Genomic DNA, 22,845 nt, shown 5'->3' with positions numbered 1-22,845 from the left:
GGTTTGCCGCCCGCTTCCTTCAGATTCCACGTCGCCGTGGACACCCTTGCGCTTGGCTAACTGTTACTTCTGCCTTCACAGTTCGGGACTCGCACCCTATAGATTACGCCCATGCCGGGCACACCAAGAAAAAGGCCCGGCAACCGCCAGGCCCTTCTCTTCAACCTTATCCACTTCATAGTTCATCCCAGCCCGTAAGCCGCATGCAGCGTATTGGCCGATTTCTCCATATCGTCACCCGGCACCACGACGGAAATCTTGATTTCCGAGGTGCTGACCATTTTCACGGGGATTTCCGATTGACGGAGAATGTCGAACATGCGCGCAGCGACACCCGGGTTCGATACCATGCCGGATCCGACAATGGAAACTTTCGCCAGGCCAACTTCGAATTCCGTCGACATGAAGCCGATCGCCTCTTTATTGTCCTCCAGCACCCGGCGCACTTCGTCCAGGCTGTCCTCTTTTATCGAAAATGAAACCGAGGGCTGGAATTCTTCCGAGATGCTTTGGACGATGATGTCGACATCGATCAGATTTTCCGCCAGGGTCATGAAGATATTGGCCAATGAACCGTTGAAGGGTTTATTGTATGTAACGGTTACGCGTGCAATGCCGGGCTCGAATGCGACGCCACGGACGATCAGGTTTTTTTCCACAGTGACCACCTCCTGTATGATAGTTCCCGGCTCACTCGAATAGCTTGCACGAACGGTTAAGGGGACGTTGTTGTTTTTTGCGAATTCCACAGCGCGCGGATGCAGCACGCCGGCACCAAGGTTCGCCAGCTCCAGCATTTCATCGTAGGAAATCTGTTCGAGCTTGCGGGCGCCGGCCACAAAGCGCGGGTCGGACGTATAAACGCCGTCGACATCCGTATAGATATCGCATTTTTCCGCTTTCAACGCGGCAGCCAGTGCCACTGCCGTCGTATCGGAACCGCCGCGGCCGAGCGTCGTGATGTTGCCGTACCGGTCGACTCCCTGGAATCCGGCGACGACTGCGAAAAACCCGTTATTCAGGACCGCTTCCAGCCGGTCGGTATGGATCTGTTCGATCCGGGCATTCCGCGGCACCGATTCGGTCTCGATTCCCGCCTGCCAGCCGGTGAACGATACCGCTTCGTGGCCGAGTTGCTTGAATGCCATCGCCAATAAAGAAATTGTCACTTGCTCGCCTGTTGCCAGCAGCATATCCATTTCCCGCTTCGGCGGCTCAGCGGAGATTTCCGCCGCCAACCCGAGAAGGGTATCAGTCGTCTTGCCCATGGCGGACACCACGATGACAACCCGTTTGCCTTTCGCTTGTTCCACTATGGCCCGTTTCGCGACCCCGATAATTTTCTCGGGGGTCGCCACCGAAGTTCCTCCAAATTTCATCACAATCGTTTCCATCCTTCATCCACTCCCACATCAGTATGTGGCTCTCAACATGAATAGCACAGGCGTCCGTTCAACTTCGTGAAACTGGACGCCGGCTTAGACACAAAAAAAGGCAGCCTGCCGTCATACCGGCAAACTACCTCTTTCATCATGCACGAAAAAACGTCCATGTGAGATAGCCCTCCAGAGATTGACTCTGACAGCCCTGCATCTGTTAAATGCAGAACCAGCATGTTCGGCTGCAGCCTTCACACACTTCGGCGACCGTCCCTTTCCCCATCCTTCACAGATTCTGCAAATCTCCGAATGGCTACTATTGACGCCCGCACCTCTATCACCACTTTTCCAAGTGATCTAAATATGCTATTACGATAACACGAACTCAGTCCTTTGGCAATGTTTCATCAGTAAAATACTGGTGAATCGACTCCGCCAGTTTTTCCGGCATGCCCGCTTCCATCAATTGTTTCGGTTCCGCTTCTTTGATCCGTTTGACCGAACCGAAATGCTTCAGCAATTGCTGGCGGCGTTTCGGCCCGACCCCTTCCAGGACGTCGAGTGCGGAGCTGATCGAATTTTTGCCGCGTAATTGGCGGTGGAACGTGATGACGAAGCGGTGGACTTCATCCTGGATGCGCTGCATCAGGTAAAACGCCTCGCTCGTCCGCTTCAGCGGCACCACTTCTACCGGGTCGCCGTACAATAATTGCGACGTCTGGTGCTTTTCGTCTTTCGCAAGGCCGGCAATCGGAATCGACAGGCCGAGTTCATCTTCCAGAATTTCGCGCGCAGACGACATCTGCCCTTTTCCTCCGTCAATAACGATCAGATCCGGCAGCGGCAATCCGTCTTTCAGCACCCGGGAATAACGGCGGCGGATCACTTCCCGCATGGCCGCGTAATCATCGGGTTTTGAACCGGTGCGCGTTTTGTACTTGCGGTAATCCTTTTTGGATGGTTTGCCGTCGATGAACGTGATCATCGCCGACACGGCATCAGCCCCCTGGATATGCGAGTTGTCAAACGCTTCGATGCGCAGCGGCGTCTGGATATTCATCGCTTCGCCAAGCTCCTGGCAGGCACCGATTGTCCGTTCTTCCTGCCGTTCAAGCAGTTGGAACTTCTCTTTAATCGAGATTTCAGCATTTTTCTTCGCCAGTTGGACGAGGTCTTTCTTCTTGCCACGCTGCGGCACCAGCGTACGGACACCAAGCCATTCATTGACCAGCTCCGCATCTTCGCCCTCCGGCAGCAGGATCTCGCTCGGTTTTACGTGATTCGATTTTTCGTAAAACTGGCCGAGATACGTCATGAATTCTTCCTGTGGGTCGCGGTACAGCGGAAACAGCGAGACATCGCGTTCAATCAGTTTACCCTGGCGCACAAAAAAGACCTGCACACACATCCAGCCTTTGTCGACAGCATAGCCGAACACATCGCGGTTGGTGAAATCGTTCATCGCCATTTTCTGCTTTTCCATGACGTTTTCGATGTGGTTGATCTGGTCGCGGTATTCCATGGCGCGTTCAAACTCGAGATTCTCGGAAGCTTCCGACATTTTTTCAACGAGGTCCTGTTTGACTTCCCGGAAACCGCCGTTCAGGAATTTTGAAATTGCGTCGATCATCTCGGTATATGTCTCTTTTTCCACCGGTTTGATGCACGGTGCCAAACACTGGCCCATGTGATAATAAAGGCAGGCACGGTCCGGCATCTGATGGCATTTCCGCAACGGATACAGCCGGTCGAGCAGTTTTTTCGTTTCGCTCGCCGAATAGGCGTTTGGATAAGGGCCAAAATATTTCCCTTTGTCCTTTTTCACCTGCCGCGTAATGATCAGTTTCGGATGGCGTTCCCCCGTAATCTTCAGATACGGGTAGGATTTATCATCTTTCAGCATGATGTTGTATTTCGGATCGTATTTCTTGATGAGGTTCAATTCCAAAATCAGCGCTTCTTTGTTGGAAGACGTGACGATGTATTCGAAATCCTCGATTTCATTGACCAGGCGCTGGGTCTTTGCATCATGGCTGCCCGTAAAATAAGAGCGCACCCGATTTTTCAGCACTTTCGCCTTGCCCACGTAGATGACTGTATCCTGGCGGTCCTTCATCAGGTAGCAACCCGGCTGGTCGGGCAGTATCGCCAATTTATGTTGAATCAATTCGTTTGCCATTTTCTCACCCTATTAAAAAACCGGGCCACATTGGACCCGGTTAAGAATTATGCGTGTTGGTTAACCAAATCAGCCAATGCTTCTTTTGGTCTGAAGCCTACAACTTTATCAACTGTTTCTCCATCTTTCAACAGCAGAAGAGTCGGAATTGACATGATGCCATATTGCCCGGCAGTTTCCTGGTTTTGATCAACGTCCACTTTTACGATTTTAACTTTATCGCTCATTTCAGCGTCCAGTTCTTCCAATACAGGAGCTATCATTTTACAAGGTCCGCACCATGTTGCCCAAAAATCAACCAATACGAGTCCTTCTGATACTTCCTGTGAAAAGTTTTGATCTGTTCCGTGTACAATTGCCATGAATAATTCCTCCTTAGTTTTACCAAAGTCTAAACCGATTATAGCACGCGTATTTTTCACTAGCTATTTTTTTGCCTATTCCCAGTTTACCCTCTTAAGTGGCAGATAAACGGAAGAAATCCATTTGCTGTATAGCCCCTCCAAAGCCCATTGGCTGCGCGTAAAAACATCTATCCAGAATGGGCTGATTCAACATCCTTTTTCTTATGATAATGAAAATCCGCCATTCGGATCTTTTTTTGATGAAGAATCTTTTTTTGCGGAAAAGAGGATTGTCCGGGGAGAATTGGAGGTATAGAATAAGAACAAATGTTCTTATTATTTGGGAGGCGACAAAATGGAGATGAAGGAATTGCCCGAACGGACCATTGCCTGTCTGGATATGCGGAGTTTCTACGCCAGCTGTGCAGCCATCCAGGAAGGGCTGGATCCGCTGGAAGCCTGTATCGCGGTTGTCGGCAACCAGGAGCGCCGGGGCAGCGTGGTGCTTGCGGCATCGCCGTGCATGAAAAAGCAGTTCGGCGTCAGGACCGGCACACGGCTGTTCGAGATTCCGGACGATCCGCGGATCCGGCTGATTGAACCGAAAATGGAATTTTTCCTGCGGGTCTCCATGGCCATCACCGACCTCATCACCGAATTCGTGCCGAAAGATGCGGTGCACGTCTACAGTGTCGACGAAAGCTTTATCGATTTCACCAATGTCAGCCGCCTTTGGGGCGACACCGAAACGCTCATCACCCATATCCAGGACGCCCTGCTGCGCCAATTTGGCCTGCCTTCCGCGGTCGGCGTCGGCCCCAATATGCTGCTGGCGAAACTGGCTCTGGACCTTGAAGGCAAAGAGCACGGCATCGCCAAATGGACATATGACGATGTGCCGGAAAAATTATGGCCCCTCACGCCGCTCAGCGAAATGTGGGGCATCGGTTCCCGGACGGAACGCACCCTCCACGGCATGGGCATTTTTTCCGTGGGCGACCTTGCCTGTACGGACATCAAAACGCTGGAGGACCGCTTCGGCATCCTTGGCCACCAGCTTTACCAGCATGCGAACGGCATCGACCTGTCCGAGCTCGGCTCTCCTCTCGTGGCGGGGCAGGTCAGCTACGGCAAAGGGCAGATCCTGTACCGCGATTACATAGAAGTGGAAGACATCATCACCATCATCCTCGAAATGTGCGAAGACATCGGCATGCGCACCCGCCAGGCCGGAAGGGCGGGGCGCACCATCCACCTCAGCATCGGCTACAGCAAGACCGCTTTCGGCGGCGGCTTTTCCCGTTCCCGGTCATTGGAGGAAGCCACCAATGACACGCTGCAGATCTACAAAGTGTGCCAGGTGATTTTCAACGCCCATTTCCAGAACAAGCCGGTCCGCCAGATCTCGATTGCCATCAGCAGCCTGGAAGAGGAATCGTCCATGCAATTGAGCCTCTTCGAAGCGCGGAAATGGGAGAAGCGGCGTCTCGCGGCAGCAATGGACCAGATTCGCAACAAATACGGTTACTCCGCCATCTACCGCGCTGTTTCCGGCACCGAAGCCGGAACCGCCATCGCCCGAACACGGCTGATCGGCGGCCATCAGAAATGAATCAAAAAAATGGCCCCCGGACCAAGCAATGCTTGGTCCGGGGGCCGCTTCTTTGTTGTCCAGACTCCGGCTGCCCAGCTCTTCGGGGCATAAGTCAACCCAGCTGCGCGGCCAAGGCCACTTCGCTGGTCTGTCTTATGCCTTTCAGAGCTTAACGGGCGCCGTCGCTTTTCTTTATTTCATTACTTTCTTAAACTCTTCCGTCAACATCGGGATGACTTCGAAAAGGTCTCCGACAATGCCGTAGTCAGCAACTTTGAAAATGTTCGCTTCCGGATCTTTGTTGATCGCCACGATCACTTTCGAGTTGGACATACCGGCCATGTGCTGGATTGCTCCCGAAATGCCTGCTGCGATGTATAGGTCAGGCGTGACAACTTTGCCCGTCTGGCCGATTTGCAGTGAATAATCGCAGTATTCCGCGTCACATGCTCCACGGGATGCGCCGACTGCGCCCCCAAGAAGGTCCGCCAGTTCCTGCAATGGTTCAAAGCCTGATTCGCTCTTGACGCCGCGGCCGCCTGCAACGATGACTTTCGCTTCTGAAAGGTCAACACCTTCTGCAGATTTGCGTACCACGTTTTTGATGATTGTGCGCAGGTTCGTAATATCAACAGATAACGAGCTTACATCGCCTGAGCGCTCTTCTCTTTCAAGAGGAGCGATGTTATTCGGACGGATTGTGATGAAGTCGACTCCGCCTTTGTTCTTCACTTTTTCAAACGCTTTACCGGAAAAGATCGGACGGATATAGACAGCGTCTTCGCCTTCGCCTTCGATATCTGTAACGTCAGAAATCAAACCGGTTTGCAATTTGGAAGCGATTTTTGGTGAAAGGTCTTTCCCGACAGCTGTGTGTCCGAATACCAATGCCCCCGGCTGCTCCTGTTCGATGACAGCCATCATGGCCTGTCCGAAACCATCAGAAGTGTACGATTTTAAATGCGGGTGTTCGACTGTGATGACACGGTCAGCACCATAGTTCACCAATTCAGCCCCGAACTCCCCTACTGAATCTCCAATAAGAACGCTTACGACTTCTCCGCCGCCTGAAATCTTTTTGGCAGCGGCAATCGTTTCAAATGAGACGTTGCGCAAAGAACCTTCACGCGTTTCGCCCAATACTAATACTTTTTTCGACATAGTCCGTTTACCCCCTAAGTAGATGTAAAAACTCGATTCAATTCAACTATTCAAATGGGATGGTCCGCTTGTTGCGGGGTCCATTCAGCTATTGTTGGTTTATATTACTTTGGCTTCGTTTTTCAATAAGCCGACAAGTTCCGAAACCTGGTTGGAAATGTCACCCTCCAGGATGCGTCCTGCAGCTTTGGCAGGCGGAAGGAAGATTTCAATCGTTTCCGTTTTGGCTTCAACTTCATCCTCGTCGATATCCAGATCATCAAGCTCAAGCTCTTCAAGCGGCTTTTTCTTCGCTTTCATGATACCCGGCAATGATGGATAGCGCGGCTCGTTAAGGCCCTGTTGAGCAGTTACAAGCAATGGCAATGAAGTTTCAAGTTCTTCAGCATCCCCTTCGATATCGCGGATGATCGTCACTTTTTCCCCTTCAATTTGCAGGCTTGTAATCGTCGTTACGTAGTTGATGTTCAGTAAGTCTGCGACGCGTGGCCCGACTTGTCCAGAACCGCCGTCGATTGCCACGTTCCCGGCAAGGATAAGGTCAGCTTCTTTATCTTTCAGATATTCAGCCAGTATGTAAGCTGAAGTGAACTGGTCCATTTCTTCCACATCGTCTTCCGTGTTGATAAGGACCGCTTTATCAGCACCCATTGCAAGTGCAGTGCGGAGTTGTTTCTCAGCGTCTTCGCCGCCCATAGTGATAACGGTGACTTCCCCGCCGTGCTCATCGCGGACTTTGATACCTTCTTCGATTGCATACTCGTCATATGGGTTGATGATGAATTCGGCGCCATCTTCCTGGATCTTGCCGCCTGAAATGACTAATTTCTCTTCTGTGTCGAATGTGCGTTTAACCAATACATAAATGTTCATTAACGTAAACCTCCCAAGTATTATTTCCCTTTAAAATGTGCTTCCCGTTTTTCCAGAAATGCCTGGATTCCCTCTTGTGCATCTTCAGAAACAAAAACGGTGCCGAAAGAATTCGCTTCCGCTTTCACGCCCTCATGATAGCCGGCATGCTTGGCATACTGCAGCATATCGATTGCGGCGCCAACTGAAACCGGGCTCTTTTTCGCAATTTTCTTGGCGATTGTAAGCGTTTGCGGAAGAAGTTCTTCTTCCGGATAGGCTCTGTTCGCCAATCCCAGTTGCGCAGCTTCCGTTCCGCTGATCGGATCGGAAGTCAGCAGCATTTCTGCAGCCTTCGCAACACCGACATATCTCGGCAACCGCTGCGTTCCCGCAAAACCGGGAATAAGGCCAAGCTGAAGTTCCGGCAATCCAAGTTTAGCATTTTCCGTAACAAAGCGCATTTGGCAGCTCATCGCGAGCTCCAGTCCGCCACCCAGTGCTGCACCGTGAATTGCTGCAATAACAGGTTTGCGGAAAGTTTCCACACGCTCAAAAACTTTCTGTCCGGAAGCCGAAAGTTTCGAGAATTCCTCCCCGGAACTTACTTGCGTGAATTCTTTGATGTCTGCTCCCGCTGAAAAGAATCTTCCTTCGCCGTGCAATACGATTGCCCAGACCGAATCATCGTTTTCAACTTCACTCAGCAATTCATCCACTTCCATGATCAAGCCGCGCGACAAAGCATTTGCCGGTGGCCGGTTGATTGTTGCGATAGCAACCCCATCTTCTACACGATAACTGATAAATTCCATTTAGGAAAACCCCTCTCTCAGGCACGCATGCCCTTCATCAATAAATGATGGACTTTCGGCGCCAGTTCAACCAGGTCATATTTTTGCTCATTCATTACCCAGGTTGTAATGGTTTCATCCATTGTACCGAAGACCATCTGCCTCGCCAGGCGGATATCCATCTCCTGATCGAACTCGCCGTTTTCAATACCCGTTATCAGAATCTGATCAAGCAGCAGGAGATATTCCCGCAGAATGTTATTGATCTTCAACCGAAGGTCGGTGTTGGACTGCCGAAGTTCAAGCTGGGTAACGATAGCCAGATGGATGTCCCCCGCCAGCAAGTTGAAATGGCTCTCAATCATATGCTTCATTTTTTCGGAAGCTGAATGATCTTTTTTGAGAATCTGTTCCAGATTGCTGACGAATACCGCCATCTTTTCCTGAAAGACAGAAATGAGAATGTCTTCTTTGTTTTTGAAATACAGATAAATTGTACCATCCGCCACCCCGGCTTGTTTAGCAATTTTGGAAACTTGTGCCTGATGGTAGCCATTCTCAGCGATGATGATGACCGCAGCATCGATAATCTGCTTGTATTTCGGTTTATCTTTTTTAACCAAGTCTTCACCACCCAAAAAAATATGAAAATATGAATGGCGATTCATTCATATTTTCATATTATAGTTTACGGTCAGCAGTGTCAAGCTTTATGAAGGGACCGCTGTATTCTGTTTTTGCTTTTCTTCATCGATCAGTGAGCGGCGAAGAATTTTGCCGACCGCCGTTTTTGGAAGCTCCGAACGGAACTCATAGATGCGCGGTACTTTGAAGGCAGCCAGATGCTCTCTGCAATAAGCATCCAATTCTTTTTCGGTAATGCTCTTTCCTTCTTTCAGTACAATATATGCTTTCACTGTTTCCCCGCGGTAAGGATCCGGAATTCCAGCGACGACGCATTCCTGAATGGCTTCATTTTCATACAGGATTTCTTCGATTTCCCGTGGATAGATGTTGAATCCACCAGCGATGATCATATCTTTCTTGCGATCGACTACGAAGAAATGGCCCGCGTCATCCATATACCCCAAATCGCCCGTCATTAACCAGCCATCGACAATGGTCGCAGCGGTTGCTTCCGGATTGTTCCAATAGCCCTGCATGACCTGAGGACCTCTGATGCCGATTTCCCCGATTTCGCCGTGGGGAACTTCTTCCGTAGTTCCAGGCTGGAATACTTTGCTGTCAGTATCCGGATACGGAATGCCGATCGAACCTTTGACTCTTTCTCCCCATACAAGGTTTGAGTGAGTTACCGGTGAAGTTTCTGTCAGGCCGTAACCTTCGACTAAACTGCCCCCAGTGATCTTCTCGAATTTCTCCTGAACTTCAGCCGGCAGTGGAGCGGAACCGCTCAAGCAGGCGCTGATTGAAGAAAGGTCGTATTTTGCAATGTCGGGATGGTTCATCAACCCGATGTAAAGCGTCGGTGCACCCGGGAATAGGGTCGGTTTTTGTTTATTGATCGTCTTCAATGCCGTTTCCGGATCGAATTTCGGCAGAAGCACCATTTTGTTGCCCTGCATTACTGATAGGATCAGCACAGTTGTCAATCCGTACACATGGAATAACGGAATGATGCCGAGAACAGTTTCTTCCCCATGCTTCGTTTTATACAACCATTTGTCACACATCGTCGCATTGGAAATCAGGTTTTTATGGGACAGCATGACGCCTTTCGGTGAACCCGTTGTACCGCCGGTATATTGCAGCAATGCAAGGTCTGTTTCAAAATCAAAATCAGGTGTTGCCACTTCTGTCGAAGCAGTTTTCATGATTTCTGAAAACAGGTGATTGGCTCCGCGGTGTTCCACTTTCACTGTCAGGCCATATTGCTTTTTCTGGATGAAAGGGTAAATCCTGTTTTTCGGGAAAGGAAGATATTCCTTGATGCCCGTCACGATGACATTTTCAAGGTCTGTTTCCTTCATCACTTTCGAGACTCTGGGATACAGGATATCCATTACGAGAATTGCTTTTGCGCCTGAATTTTTCATCTGGTAGGCAATTTCACGTTCAGTATACAGCGGATTCGTCATTACCACCACGCCACCGGCATACAGAATTCCGTAAAATCCGATAACAGCCTGGGGAGAGTTCGGCAGCATGATGGCTACACGGTCACCTTTTTTGATGCCAAGCCCCTGAAGGTAACTGGCGAATTTCATCGACGACTCATACAATTCCTTGTAGTCCATGTCCTTGCCCATGAAGTGGATGGCTGTTTTGTCCGGAAAAGTTTCATAGGTGTGCGTAAGGTATTCCTGCACCGGTTTGCTTTCGTACTCCAGTGTGTGTGGAATTTCAGGCGGATAATGCGCGAGCCACGGTTTTTCTGTCATTCGTTTTTCCTCCTTCTTTTTTAAGAATCGTTTGAATATTCCTATTTTTTATTATAGAGAAATATGTCAGCGCTTACAAACATTATTTTCATAACGTAATTTCAAAAATAAATCCTTAAGGATATTTCACCATAATAAAAAACCGCCGGCAGGTGTCAGGTTGTCGGAGAATTGTTAACTTCTCAAATCATTTCGCTGCAGGCGGACGCGTTCCGCGGGGAAGACATTGGCCGAAGCTTGCGAGGGCAAGTCTTTGCGACGAAGCAGCACAGCGATGCAGAGACAGGAACACCACTTTGCCCTTCGCCCCCTGCCACTTCATTACATGCAACAAACTTTATAGGACCTTTCTTTATCGAAAGTGAACTGAGATATGGAGCAAAACAGCGAGACTCCCAGGGGAGCAGAACTGGAGTTGGCTTTCCAACTCCAGTTCGAGCGAAGTGCTGAGATCCACTCGGACGAAGTCCGCAGTTAGCTCAGCGCGAGCCAAGTGTTGGCCGAAGGTAGTTCGGCCGACGCTTTGCGACGAAGCAGCGCAGCGATGCAGGAGCACGGGTTTGGGAAAGCGAGCTGTTTTGCGGAATATCGGTTTTCAATATTTCATTATTCTCAATAAGCAAAAAAACCACCGGCAAATTTCACCGGTGGTTTCCTCTATTAAATAACGAATAAATAGACAATCCCCACGACCACGAATAGTATGCAGCAAACGAAAAGGATCTTGATGAGGTTTTCCAAATTTCACAACTCCTATGAAATACTTGCACCGATTACAAATGACAATCCGGCAGAAATGGACAGGGATATAAAACCGACGGAACGGTTATCCTTTTCGATTTCTTCATCCACTTTGAATTTCGGCGTCAGGAATTCGAAAAGGATGTAAGCGAATATGAGCAGGCCGAAACCGAACAATCCCCAGCCGATCATTTCGGGCAGGCTGTTGTGCTGTTCGATGGAATACCGAAAAATATTGGTTACACCGAAAATCTTGCCGCCCGTAGCCATCGCCACGGACAGATTTCCCCTTTTGATTTCTTCCCAGTTTTTATATTTGGTGATGACTTCAAAAATCACCATTGCCACGATCAGGCACAATACCACTACGCTGAAATAGCCTGCCGTCTCGACCAGCGGATGCGTCCAAAACCCAGTCTCTGCCATTGCTCAATCTCCCTTATACCCTCTACTTCAATTCTGCTACGGTAACACCGGACCCGCCTTCTCCCGCTTCACCGAAACGATAGCTTTTGACGCGCGGATGCTTTTTCAAGTATTGCTGAACGCCTTGTCGCAGGGCGCCTGTACCTTTGCCGTGAATGATCGAAACTTGATGGTAATTCGATAATAACGCATCATCGATATACTTTTCAACTCGCGTGAGCGCATCTTCGTAACGTTCTCCCCGCAGATCGAGTTCCAGTTTCACATAGCTGTCCCGATCTTTCAAGGTTGCCATTGTACGCGTTTCCTTTTCCTTCTCAGGCTTCGTATAAGCAAGGTCGGATTCCGGCAGCTTCATTTTCAGGATGCCAATCTGGACGATCCATTCCTTGTCGGATACTTTTTCAACAAGTGTCCCTTTTTGGCCGAATGAAATCACTTTGACTTCGTCGTTCGGCTTCAATTTCACTTCACGCTGTTTGTCTTTGGCCGCTTTTTTCAGGATGCGGTTTTCAGGGGCCGCTCCTTCGAGCCGTTTTTTCGCTTCGATCAACTGATGCTCTTTTATGGATCCCTGCTGATTGAATTGCATCTTGCGCAAGTCGGAAATGACTTCTTCCGCTTCGGCTTTTGCCCCTTCGACAATCTTACGCGCTTTTTCACGGGCTTTTTCTTCCAGCTGTTCTTTCTTCTGCTCGTATTGTTCCAGTTGGGCAGCCAATTGTTCTTTTAACTTCTCGGATTCCTTCAATACTTCGCTGGAGCGTTCTGCGTCGTGCTCTGAATCCCTGCGGCTCTTCTCGAGCGACGCTATCATGGAATCGACCTGGCGGCTGTCTGTGCCGGTAAAGCTCTGCGCATGGCTGATGACATGTTCCGGCAGGCCAAGGCGTTTCGAAATTTCAAACGCGTTGCTCCGTCCCGGAACCCCAATCAGCAGCCGGTATGTCGGACTCAGCGTTTCCACATTGAACTCCACACTGGCATTCGCCACTCCCGGCCGGTTGTAGCCATATGCCTTCAATTCCGGATAATGGGTGGTCGCAATGACGCGTGCACCCCTGCCGTGTACTTCATCCAGCAAGGAAATCGCAAGTGCAGCACCTTCCTGTGGATCCGTCCCCGCCCCGAGCTCATCAAAAATGACAAGTGAGTCTTCATCAAACTTCGTCAGGATATCGACGATGTTGACCATGTGGGATGAAAACGTACTGAGGCTTTGTTCGATCGACTGCTCATCGCCTATATCCGCAAAAATTTGATTGAACACGGCAAGCTCAGATCCATCAAGCGCCGGAACCGGCAGACCCGCCTGCGCCATTAATGTGCAGAGGCCGACCGTTTTCAAGGTGACGGTCTTGCCGCCGGTGTTCGGTCCGGTAATGACGATGGCCGTGATGTCGCGGCCGAATTCGATGTCATTTGCCACCACTTCGTCTTTCGGGATCAGCGGATGGCGTGCTTTTTTCAAGTTGATGTATCCTTCGGTATTCATTTTGGGCTTGGAGCATTTGTTGGCATTGCCGTATTTGGCTTTGGCGAAAATCATATCGATTTCCCCGAGTACTTCGACCATCACGAAAATGTCGTGTGCCACTTCCTGCACCTGGGCAGAAAGCACTTGCAGAATGCGGTCGATTTCTTCTTTTTCCTTCATCTTCAATCGGCGTACTTCGTTGTTTGCCTGAACGACTGCATCGGGTTCGATGAACAGTGTCTGGCCCGAAGAGGACTGGTCGTGGATGATGCCGCCATATTGGCTGCGGTATTCCTGTTTCACGGGAATGACGAACCGGTCGTTGCGGATGGTAACGATGGCATCTGACAGCATTTTCGCTGCATTCTTGCCGCGCACCAGGCTTTCGAGCTTTTCGCGTACACGGCTTTCCTGTGAACGCAATTGTTGTCGAATGCTGCGCAATCCCGAACTGGCTGAATCCAATACACCGCCGTTATCATCGATGCAGGCGTTGATGTCGTGCTCAAGCTGCGTGAGAATCGGCATGGATTCCTTTTTTTCGAGAAACAAAGGAATTTGAATATCACCTTCTTCACGGATTGCTTCAAAAAACTGGCGCAGAATCCGGCTTGCACGGATGGTCGATGATACTTCCATCAGTTCAACCGGACTCAGTGCACCTCCGATCTGGGCACGTCTCGCATGCATGCGGACGTCAAAAATGCCGCCCATCGGCACATTGTTTTTGACGCGCAGCACTTGCGCCGCTTCGTCCATTTCTGCCAGAAGCTGTTCGACTTCCGTTATTTCAATCGATGGCACGAGTTTATCTATATGAGTCTTGCCGAGAGACGAGGTGCAATACCGCGCCACGTCATCCCGGATTTTATAAAATTCGAGTGTCTTTAATGCGCGTTCCGCAATCATTCGCGGCACCTCCTATTTTTTCAGGTATGCTTTCAATTTCTCAAGCGGCCACGTGTTGACCACATTGTCCCGTTTCAGCCACGCTTTTTGGGCATGGCGCACCCCAATTGCCATCACTTCCAATTGCTCGATGGCATGGGCATCGGTGTTGATTGCCACCGGCACCCCTTTTTCCTGCGCCATTTCGAGATATTCAACTGCAAGGTCAAGTCGGTACGGGCTGGCGTTCAATTCGACAATTTTGCCGTATTCCTTCGCCCAGTCCAACAGCTGTTCCACGTCCGGATCGTAACCTCCCCGCTGGCCGACGATGCGGCCGGTCGGATGGGCAATCATATGGACATACGGATTTTTCATCGCGGTCAGGATTCGCTTCATGATCTGTTCCTGCGGCTGCTGGAAACTGGAATGGATGCTCGCAATGACAAAGTCCAATTGCGAAAGGACTTCGTCGTCAAAATCGAGCGTGGCATCCGGCAGGATATCCATTTCGGTTCCGGAAAAGACTTCGATATCATTATATTCTTTATTCAACTTACGGATTTCGGCATTCTGTGCCAATAAACGCTCAGGCGTCAATCCGTTCGCTACTTTGAGGTATTGCGAATGGTCAGTGATGACCATATATTCATACGATTTTGCGCGGCAGGCATCGATCATTTCCTTCAATGAATGCGCCCCATCAGACCAGACGGTATGCATATGCATATCACCTTTAATGTCTCCAATGTCCACAAGTTCCGGCAATTCTTCGAGGCGGTCCGTCTCCCGCCCGTCTTCACGGACCGACGGCGGAAGGAACGGCAGCCCGAAATGAGCGAAAAAGTCTTCTTCAGATTTAAATGTCTGGATAGTACCGTCTTCCTGTTCCACACCATATTCACTGATTTTCTTATTCTGCGATTTTGCCAATTGGCGCATCTTCACGTTATGGTCTTTCGAGCCGGTGAAATGATGCAGCGCAGTGACGAACTCTTCCGGCGCTACCAGACGGAAATCGATATCAATCGGATCCTGGAATTCGACTGTCACAGAAACTTTCGTGTCACCGGATGCAATTGTGCCCATGACGGGAAGAGCTGCCAGCAATTGTTCTTTGACTCTGGCAGGCTCTGCAGTCGCGACAATAAAATCAAGATCCTTACTTGTTTCCTTCGTGCGGCGGTAACTCCCCGCTACGGAAAATTCGCTGACTTCTTCCAGGTTTTCCAGTATTTCATTGATGGTGGCTACCGCTTCCTCTGTTTTCCAGATGGGATGGCGGCCGGGTTTCGAGTCGAACTCCATCAATTCCTGCAGGATCTTGTCCTCGGATTTCGGGCCGAAGCCGGGCAGTTTCTGGATGTTGTGGTCGATGCAGGCCTGTTTCAATGCTTCAGCCGAATCAATGCCGAGCTCTTTATACAGTTTGGCGATTTTCTTGCCGCCGAGTCCCTGCAGCTTCATCAACGGGATGAGCCCTTTCGGCACTTCTTCCTGCAATTCCTCGAGAACCGAAGATTTCCCCGTGTCCAGCAGCTCAACGATCACATCGCCGGTGCCTTTTCCGATGCCCTTCAGTTTCGTGACATCTTCTATTTCAGACAGCGAACGCTGGTCGAGCTCGAGTGCCTGTGCCGCTTTGCGGAAAGCAGACACCTTGAACGGGTTTTCCCCTTTCAGTTCCATATATAACGCTATTTTTTCAAGTGTTCTGATGATGATTTTTTTATTCATCGAGAGACCTCCTGTGAGTTGCTGTTTAAGTTGAATTATAAAAATAAGTATTAGTATGACGCTTCGGCGCTTAGGACAAAGCTCCCGCAATAAGCCGAGAAGATCACTCGTCTTATTGCTTCGCTCAGTCCATTGACGCGCCGGCGCTCAGATAGAGGCTTTGACTGAGATAGTGAATCTTAGATATGGAGCAAAACAGCAAAGACGCCCAGGGGGCCAAGCGAAGTGCTGAAAAAACCGTGCTCCTGTCTCTGCATCGCTGACGCTAGCTTCGAGACATGAAAGGACGTTGCAGTGCTACGCACTTCGTCGCGAAGGCATTATCCTCGCAGGCGTCGGCTAATGCCTTCGGAGCTGTTTTGCGGAATATCGATTATTAAGTTTAATTCATTGAAAAACTTATTTTATTAGAAGATACCCCAAAACTCCAAAAAAACTTCTCCCGCAATGAGAGAAGTCAGAGCTTACATATAAATATACCACCATTCTTTCACTTTCTCAGAGAAATACGGCGTGTGTTCCAGGATTGCCTGGGCAATTCCTGAGTTTTCGAGCTGGTTTTGGATCATGTCCATCGGAAGCAGCGCGAAAACGTAAATGAAGAAAAATAACAAAACTAACATCTCGATAAAACCAAGTATTGCTCCAAGGATTGTGCTGAGGAAACCAAGTACCGGCAAATATTTCAGGAAGTCGAACATGGAAGCAATGAGCTGCAGACCAAATTTCATGACAAAGAAAATGAGTGCGAAAGCGAATAATTGATAGAAAGTCTGATCAAGATCCAATTGCTCGATGGCAATCGTAATCTTGGACTCATCAGTCACCGCCGGATACGGGATCCACAGGACGAAGTATTCGGATAAAGGTTTATAATAGAGATATGCCACGACGAGCGCGATGATGAACCCTACCATATGTATTAATTGGACCACAAGGCCCCGCTTGGCTCCGACAATGATGCCGGCAATCAGCAACAGGAATAAAATTATATCTAGCATCTACTTCAGCCCTTCAGTTTTTTCATTTCAGTTTCCAATTGTTCTATGCGCTCTTTCAGTTTAAGATTATCATGTACTGCATTTACTGCAGTCAGGACTGCAAGACGCGAACTGTCGAGAGATGGATTCATCGCATGAATCTCACGCATCTTCTCGTCCACTGTAGACGCCACCAAACGCATGTGGCCAGAGGTTTCAGTGCCTACCATCTTGTATGTGCGGCCGTAGATCTCAACTGATGTGCGAATTCTTTGCTGATCCGACAATGTTCCATCCCCCTTTTGGATTTCTGTACATAATCATACCATGAACACAAGCAACTTGTGAATCATTAGAAAGGAGAGCTTTCCATGTCCAATGTCGTATTGAAACTTCCAGAGGAAAGTCTCCTCCAAATCATCACCCATTACGCAAATAAAAAAGCGGCAGCCAAAGCGCAATATATTCGCTTCACAGCCAAACTTCCGGACACGGTCGTTACGGTTTACAATTCCGGAAAAGTGATGTTCCAAGGGGCCGGTGCCGAACGGGAAGCCGCAAAATGGGGCCAGGCTGACAAATCCGCGGCGAAAGTTTCCGGTGCCAAGGGTGACAGCCTGCCGGAAAATTTCGCAAAGCTTTCCGTTCTCGGCTCGGATGAAACCGGCACCGGAGATTTCTTCGGACCGATCACCGTCGCCGCCTGTTTTGTGCCTGCTGATAAAGTCGACCTTGCACATGAACTGGGGGTCAAAGATTCCAAATTGCTGAATGACGAATATATGCGCAAAATTGCACCGGATCTCCGCGAGGCCTTTCTCCACAGCGTCCTTACACTGAAAAACGAAAAATACAATAAGGTTCAGGCTCAGGGCTGGTCGCAGGGAAAAATCAAAGCGCTTCTCCATAATCAGGCGTTAAAGCTTGTCCTTTCCAAAATGGAGCCCGTAAAACCGGATGCCATTCTCATCGACCAATTCGCCGAACGCGGCATCTATTACAATCATATCAAGGCTGAAAAAGAGATTATCCGGGAGAATGTCCTCTTTTCCACGAAAGCCGAAGGACTGCATGTTTCTGTCGCCTGCGCCTCCATTATTGCACGTGTCGCTTTCCTGGAAGAGATGGACCGCATGAGTGCAGAAGCCGGCGTGACCCTGCCGAAAGGCGCCGGAAAGATTGTGGATGAAGCAGCGGCGAAGATTTTGTTGAAACATGGTGCGGAGTATTTGAAGGGCTTGACGAAGTGGCATTTTGCGAATACAAAGAAGGCCGAGGTTTTGGCGAAAAAGAGAAGAGCGTAAAGATATTATTCTTATGTAAACAATAATATTAAAAAGCTTGAGGAATCGCTTCCTCAAGCTTTTTAATATTATAAATAAGTTGGATTAAGTTCTTCTTGCATATTCCAATAATAATCACCTTGTACAGGTTCTTCCGGTAATGGCCAATTTGAAGGAGGACTACAATCACTGGAAGAGTTTGTTTTATATTTTACAGTTATTTCTTTCTCCTCACCTAAAAATGTATTGCCTTTAACATATAAATAATTATCATCTTTTAAATTGATATCACCTAAAATTAAAGCATCGCCATAAACAATAATTTTAATTTCCCCGCCATTCGATTTAACTTCTATATCTCCATTGATTGTTAAGTCACCTCTAACTAATACACATGCATGATTTTGTATAAAAAACTTTCCGTCTACGTATAAATCTTTTTCAACTATAATTTGATCACTCTTTCCTCCAGCTATCTCAAAAGTACGATCCTTCTTACTAGCCTTATCATTTTCAGGTATCTGATTTACTACGAATGAATCTAAAAAATGATATTTACTTTTCTTTGAAATGAAAGGTCCGTTTATTTCTGAATAGTTATCTATAATTGTAATGTCTGGTTGTTCAGGAAGTATTCCGAAACCCGGTGGTCTTTCAGGTTTTTCAGGAATTTCGCTTTCAAGATTTATCGTCGGAGGATTTAATTTAATGCTTCCTTGAACTTTTTTTAATTTCTCTCTCGAAGAACCTTCACTGATAACCGGTATAACCACTCTATTATTTTCATCAAGTCCACACTCTCCTGATAATTGAGCCTCATAATCTTTCTTTTCAATAGGAATAGTAGAGCTTAATACATCAATATCATCTACCAAATTGCATAATAGAAGAGCATTTTTTTCTAAGTTTGCTTGTTCTGTTGCGTTGTTATCAATTTGAAAAACAAAATTTTCATTAATGTGTTGTACTCTTGATTTATAATGGAGAAGACCCATTTCAGCCTGATGCCTCGCCTGCACTTGCTCTTCTTTCATATTAAATTGTTTCGCCGAGTTCATATTCGTGGCCATAAGTCCCATTCCCAGAACAGTAAATAGAAGGATCAGCATTAATACCATCAATAACGCATATCCCTTTTCATTTTTGAAAGTCTTCATGTGATCCTCCTAGTTTAACTTGCTGAATGATGTATTGATGTTGTATTCCTGGGCATCGGAATTTTCGTTGCTTTTTCCGCGGATCTGCAAATTGAATTCGGAGTTCACCGTTCTGTCCAGGAGCGTTTTCAGTTTGCTCGGAGCAGACTGTTCAGCCGGTGGATCCAGATCATACTCGTATCCTTCGGAAAGAGTCATAGTTATGCCTGTGCCATCCGAAAGAATCAGTCTGTCATTTTGAACCAGTATTTCGAATTGGTCCGGAATGGAATCTTCCTGCTGATTCAGCAAATACTCTGCACGAATTTTTTCTACTATTATATTGCCCTCTTGCTGCAATCGCTGGTTCATGCTTGTTCTTTGGGAGGCATTCGTCCCACTGGCCAGCACACTGGCAATCAGTGCTACGACAATTCCCGCAATCGCCAGCACGGCAATCAATTCAACTAAAGTGATTCCTCTTTCATTTTTCATGGGGCACTTCCCTCAAAGTACATATGCGTTGTGAATTCTGGTTCATTAATACCTACACCCTCAGGGGATTTCACAGTAATAGTCGCCACTTTCAAATTTTCCGGCCCATCTTCAATGACAAGTTCTATGTCATATTCATTTCTAGTGAAATCTTCAGAAACTGAATATGTTCCTGTTCTAACCTCTGCCACTATATCTTCCGCCACCTGGACTGCGGTCAACGTTTCCTGATTATGGGCTGAAAACTTCGCAGACTGCGTAAAAATCGACATGAAAGTGAATAAAACGATTCCCAGCAAGGCGATTGCTGCCAACAGCTCCACCAAAGTCATCCCCTGTTGCCCATTCCAAAACTTTTTCATCATAATCCTCCAGTGCGTATCGTCATTAATATCAGATGATTTACAATAATTTACTTTTTTATATGTTAATTAAATTAATTTTACCATAGCTTTCTTTATTTACTAGTTATTTTTGTTCAGTTCAAATGCGTTTCTAACGATTCTTTTAAAAATAGGTAATAAAAAAACCGGAATCCCAGGATTCCGGTTTTTTCATCTATTTGATCAGCTGCGAAGTTCCGCTCCTGAATCTTTTAATCTTGCCACTACTTTTTCATGTGCTGCTGTTACCTCTTCGTCGGTCAATGTTTTTTCCGGATCGAAATATGTCAGCGAGAACGCCACTGATTTCTTGCCGGCTTCCAGGTTATCGCCTTCGTAAAGGTCAAAGACCCGAACATCTTTCAATAGTTTGCCGCCCGCAGAACGGATCAGCTTCTCGATCGTCCCTGCTTCGACGATTTTGGACAGCACCAATGCGATGTCGCGTGTGATCGACGGATAACGCGGCACTTGTGTATATTTCAGTGGTCCAGTGTGCTCCTTGAACAACTCAGCAAGGCTGAGTTCCATCACAATGGTCGTTTTCAGGTCACGCACTTTCTGTTCCGACGGATGCAATTGGCCGATGATGCCGATGCGGTGTCCATCGAGTGTGATGTAAGCGGTTCTTCCCGGATGCAATCCATCCATTTCGCCGCGTTCAAAGTCGAGTGCAATTCCAAGTTTATCGCCAAGGCCTTCAACGATGCCTTTCAGTACAAAGAAATCGACAGCTTTCTTTTCTCCCTGCCAGCTGTTGTCGAGCCATAATCCGGTCATCGCCACTGCGACATGCTCTTCTTCATTGAGCAATTCATCATGGCCCTTGAGAAATACAGAACCGGTTTCATATAATGCCACCGAATCGGTGCGTCGTGCCGTATTGTATGTTACGGATTCCAATAAATGCGGCAGGAGGCTTTGGCGAAGTGTGCTGCGCTCTTCGCTCATCGGCATCAGCAAACGCGTCAACTCCGTATGCTTCATGGCAAATTGGGTCGCTGACTTCTCAGACGTCAGTGAATAGGTCGTCGCCTGCAGCAGGCCTGCACCTTCCAGGTACGAGCGGACGATGCGCCGTTTCAGTTGGTACGGCGACAGGCCGCCCGGTGTAGTTGCGGTTTCCGGCAGGGTCGATGGAATTTCGTCATAGCCGTATAGGCGCGCTATCTCTTCTATAATATCTTCTTCGATCTGGATATCCTGGCGCCGTGTCGGCACTGAAATTACCAATTGATTGTTCATCGCCTCCGTTTTGAATTGCAGGCGGTTCAAAATCCCGAGCATATCGTCAAAGCGGATTTTCATGCCCAGACGGCTGTTAATGAAGTCCGGAGAAACTTTCACGATTCTTTCTTCACGCTTCAATTGGTCAAAGATCACCGAACCGGCAAGCACCTCGCCGCCGGCAATTTCCGAGAGCAACTGGGCAGCGCGTTCTGCTGCAGGTATTACGCGGTTCGGGTCCACGCCTTTTTCATAGCGGGAACTCGCATCACTGCGCAGGTTATGTTCTTTCGATGTTTGGCGGATTGAACCCGAAGCGAAATAAGCGGACTCGATAACGATGGTTGTCGTGTCTTTGCTGACTTCCGCGTTTGCACCACCCATGACGCCTGCAAGTGCAACAGGTTTTTTACCATTGGTGATGACCAGGTTGTTCAACGACAACTTGCGTTCATTGCCATCGAGTGTCGTGATCAATTCGTCTGTTTTTGCATGGCGAACGGTGATATTGCCGGTTTCCAGCAGATCATAATCGAAAGCATGGAGCGGCTGGCCGTATTCCATCAGGACGTAGTTCGTGATATCGACCACATTGTTATGCGGGCGGACGCCGGATGCCATCAATCGCTGCTGCAGCCACATCGGTGATTCCTTCACCTCAATACCCCGCACCACTTTTGCGACGTACAACGGATTGTCTTCCGGTGAATCGATGTGCAGCGTCAACATGGATGATGCCTTGTCTTCCGCTTCTTTATAGGTGATTTCCGGCAGTTTCACTTCTTCTTCCAGAATCGCGCCGACTTCGTAGGCGACTCCGAGCATGCTCATGGCATCTGCGCGGTTCGGCGTCAGGCCAAGCTCCAGCACGGTATCATCCAAATCGAAATTGGTGAGGACGTCGGATCCGACTTCCGCATTTTCAGGCAGCACATAAATTCCTTCCGCATATGCTTTTGGAACCAGCTTGCCTTCGATGCCGAGCTCCTGCAGCGAACAGATCATGCCGTTCGATTCTTCCCCACGCAGTTTCGCTTTTTTGATTTTCATGCCGCCGGGAAGTGTTGCTCCCGGACGCGCAACGATGACGTGTTGGCCAGCTGCGATATTCGGTGCCCCGCAGATGATCTGGTCGACCGTTCCGCCGACATTGACCTGGCAGATGGCCAATTTGTCCGCCTCAGGATGTTTTTCGCATGATTCCACATAGCCCACCACGATGTTCGAAAGACCTTCCGAACGATCGATGACGGCATCCACTTCGATTCCGGAACGCGTGATCTTTTCACCAAGCTCAGCCGGGGGCAAATCCTGTGTATTTACATATTCCTTCAACCATTTTATCGATACTAACATTTGATTTCCTC

At 48.5% G+C, this 22,845-nt stretch carries 19 protein-coding genes and 1 riboswitch; of the genes, 2 read left to right on the top strand and 17 right to left on the bottom strand.

The window, feature by feature from the left end; all coding sequences use genetic code 11:
- Nucleotides 1-182: 182 nt before the first annotated feature.
- The 3 genes from DIJ65_RS12325 to trxA form a co-directional block, all read right to left on the bottom strand.
- Nucleotides 183-1,394 (bottom strand): aspartate kinase, encoded by a 1,212-nt coding sequence (locus DIJ65_RS12325; protein WP_117302682.1) that lies wholly within the window; start codon nt 1,392-1,394, stop codon nt 183-185.
- Nucleotides 1,395-1,550: 156 nt separating this feature from the next.
- Nucleotides 1,551-1,724: riboswitch (Lysine riboswitch) on the bottom strand.
- 40 nt (nt 1,725-1,764) lie between these two features.
- A complete protein-coding gene (uvrC, locus tag DIJ65_RS12320) occupies nt 1,765-3,558 on the bottom strand; it encodes an excinuclease ABC subunit UvrC (RefSeq protein WP_117302681.1) in 1,794 nt (597 codons plus the stop codon).
- A 47-nt stretch (nt 3,559-3,605) separates the two neighbouring features.
- The gene (gene trxA / locus DIJ65_RS12315; protein WP_117302679.1) at nt 3,606-3,920 is read right to left on the bottom strand and encodes a thioredoxin; all 315 of its coding nucleotides are present in this window, start codon (nt 3,918-3,920) and stop codon (nt 3,606-3,608) included.
- A 337-nt stretch (nt 3,921-4,257) separates the two neighbouring features.
- On the opposite strand from trxA, the gene DIJ65_RS12310 reads away from it, so the two are divergent.
- A complete protein-coding gene (locus DIJ65_RS12310; RefSeq protein WP_117302677.1) occupies nt 4,258-5,514 on the top strand; it encodes a Y-family DNA polymerase in 1,257 nt (418 codons plus the stop codon).
- 174 nt (nt 5,515-5,688) lie between these two features.
- Here DIJ65_RS12310 and DIJ65_RS12305 read toward each other — a convergent pair whose 3' ends face one another.
- The 10 genes from DIJ65_RS12305 to zapA form a co-directional block, all read right to left on the bottom strand.
- A complete protein-coding gene (locus DIJ65_RS12305; RefSeq protein ID WP_117302675.1) occupies nt 5,689-6,657 on the bottom strand; it encodes an electron transfer flavoprotein subunit alpha/FixB family protein in 969 nt (322 codons plus the stop codon).
- A gap of 99 nt (nt 6,658-6,756) precedes the next feature.
- Nucleotides 6,757-7,530, bottom strand: coding sequence for an electron transfer flavoprotein subunit beta/FixA family protein (locus DIJ65_RS12300; protein WP_117302673.1), 774 nt, complete (start codon nt 7,528-7,530; stop codon nt 6,757-6,759).
- 20 nt (nt 7,531-7,550) lie between these two features.
- Nucleotides 7,551-8,324 (bottom strand): enoyl-CoA hydratase, encoded by a 774-nt coding sequence (locus DIJ65_RS12295; protein WP_117302671.1) that lies wholly within the window; start codon nt 8,322-8,324, stop codon nt 7,551-7,553.
- 17 nt (nt 8,325-8,341) lie between these two features.
- On the bottom strand, nt 8,342-8,971 hold the full coding sequence (locus DIJ65_RS12290) for a TetR/AcrR family transcriptional regulator (protein WP_117302669.1): 630 nt from the start codon (nt 8,969-8,971) through the stop codon (nt 8,342-8,344).
- A gap of 42 nt (nt 8,972-9,013) precedes the next feature.
- Nucleotides 9,014-10,705: a long-chain-fatty-acid--CoA ligase gene (locus tag DIJ65_RS12285; RefSeq protein WP_117302667.1), complete on the bottom strand. Its 1,692-nt coding sequence runs from the start codon at nt 10,703-10,705 to the stop codon at nt 9,014-9,016.
- Between the two features lie 753 nt (nt 10,706-11,458).
- Nucleotides 11,459-11,872, bottom strand: a complete 414-nt coding sequence (locus DIJ65_RS12280; RefSeq protein ID WP_117302665.1) for a DUF350 domain-containing protein — start codon at nt 11,870-11,872, stop codon at nt 11,459-11,461.
- Between the two features lie 22 nt (nt 11,873-11,894).
- Entirely contained in the window at nt 11,895-14,258 is a 2,364-nt protein-coding gene (locus DIJ65_RS12275; RefSeq protein WP_117302664.1) for an endonuclease MutS2, read from the bottom strand.
- A gap of 12 nt (nt 14,259-14,270) precedes the next feature.
- Nucleotides 14,271-15,974 (bottom strand): DNA polymerase/3'-5' exonuclease PolX, encoded by a 1,704-nt coding sequence (gene polX / locus DIJ65_RS12270; protein WP_117302662.1) that lies wholly within the window; start codon nt 15,972-15,974, stop codon nt 14,271-14,273.
- Nucleotides 15,975-16,438: 464 nt separating this feature from the next.
- Nucleotides 16,439-16,975 (bottom strand): CvpA family protein, encoded by a 537-nt coding sequence (locus DIJ65_RS12265; RefSeq protein WP_117302660.1) that lies wholly within the window; start codon nt 16,973-16,975, stop codon nt 16,439-16,441.
- Between the two features lie 5 nt (nt 16,976-16,980).
- On the bottom strand, nt 16,981-17,241 hold the full coding sequence (gene zapA / locus DIJ65_RS12260; RefSeq protein ID WP_117302658.1) for a cell division protein ZapA: 261 nt from the start codon (nt 17,239-17,241) through the stop codon (nt 16,981-16,983).
- A gap of 84 nt (nt 17,242-17,325) precedes the next feature.
- On the opposite strand from zapA, the gene rnhC reads away from it, so the two are divergent.
- Nucleotides 17,326-18,258: a ribonuclease HIII gene (rnhC, locus tag DIJ65_RS12255; protein ID WP_117302656.1), complete on the top strand. Its 933-nt coding sequence runs from the start codon at nt 17,326-17,328 to the stop codon at nt 18,256-18,258.
- Between the two features lie 68 nt (nt 18,259-18,326).
- Here rnhC and DIJ65_RS12250 read toward each other — a convergent pair whose 3' ends face one another.
- The 4 genes from DIJ65_RS12250 to pheT all read right to left on the bottom strand — a co-directional run bounded on the left by DIJ65_RS12250 (nt 18,327) and on the right by pheT (nt 22,834).
- Nucleotides 18,327-19,394: a hypothetical protein gene (locus DIJ65_RS12250; protein WP_117302654.1), complete on the bottom strand. Its 1,068-nt coding sequence runs from the start codon at nt 19,392-19,394 to the stop codon at nt 18,327-18,329.
- 9 nt (nt 19,395-19,403) lie between these two features.
- Nucleotides 19,404-19,868 (bottom strand): type II secretion system protein, encoded by a 465-nt coding sequence (locus DIJ65_RS12245; RefSeq protein ID WP_117302652.1) that lies wholly within the window; start codon nt 19,866-19,868, stop codon nt 19,404-19,406.
- Nucleotides 19,865-20,230, bottom strand: a complete 366-nt coding sequence (locus tag DIJ65_RS12240; protein ID WP_117302651.1) for a type IV pilus modification PilV family protein — start codon at nt 20,228-20,230, stop codon at nt 19,865-19,867. The genes DIJ65_RS12245 and DIJ65_RS12240 overlap by 4 nt, the downstream gene beginning before the upstream one ends.
- Nucleotides 20,231-20,434: 204 nt before the next feature.
- A complete protein-coding gene (gene pheT, locus DIJ65_RS12235; RefSeq protein WP_117302649.1) occupies nt 20,435-22,834 on the bottom strand; it encodes a phenylalanine--tRNA ligase subunit beta in 2,400 nt (799 codons plus the stop codon).
- Nucleotides 22,835-22,845: the final 11 nt, after the last annotated feature.

Source organism: Planococcus salinarum, assembly GCF_007004625.1.
Lineage (GTDB): Bacteria > Bacillota > Bacilli > Bacillales_A > Planococcaceae > Planococcus > Planococcus salinarum.
The sequence above is the reverse complement of the archived record's forward strand: the minus strand, read 5'-3'. Positions and strand labels throughout refer to the sequence as shown.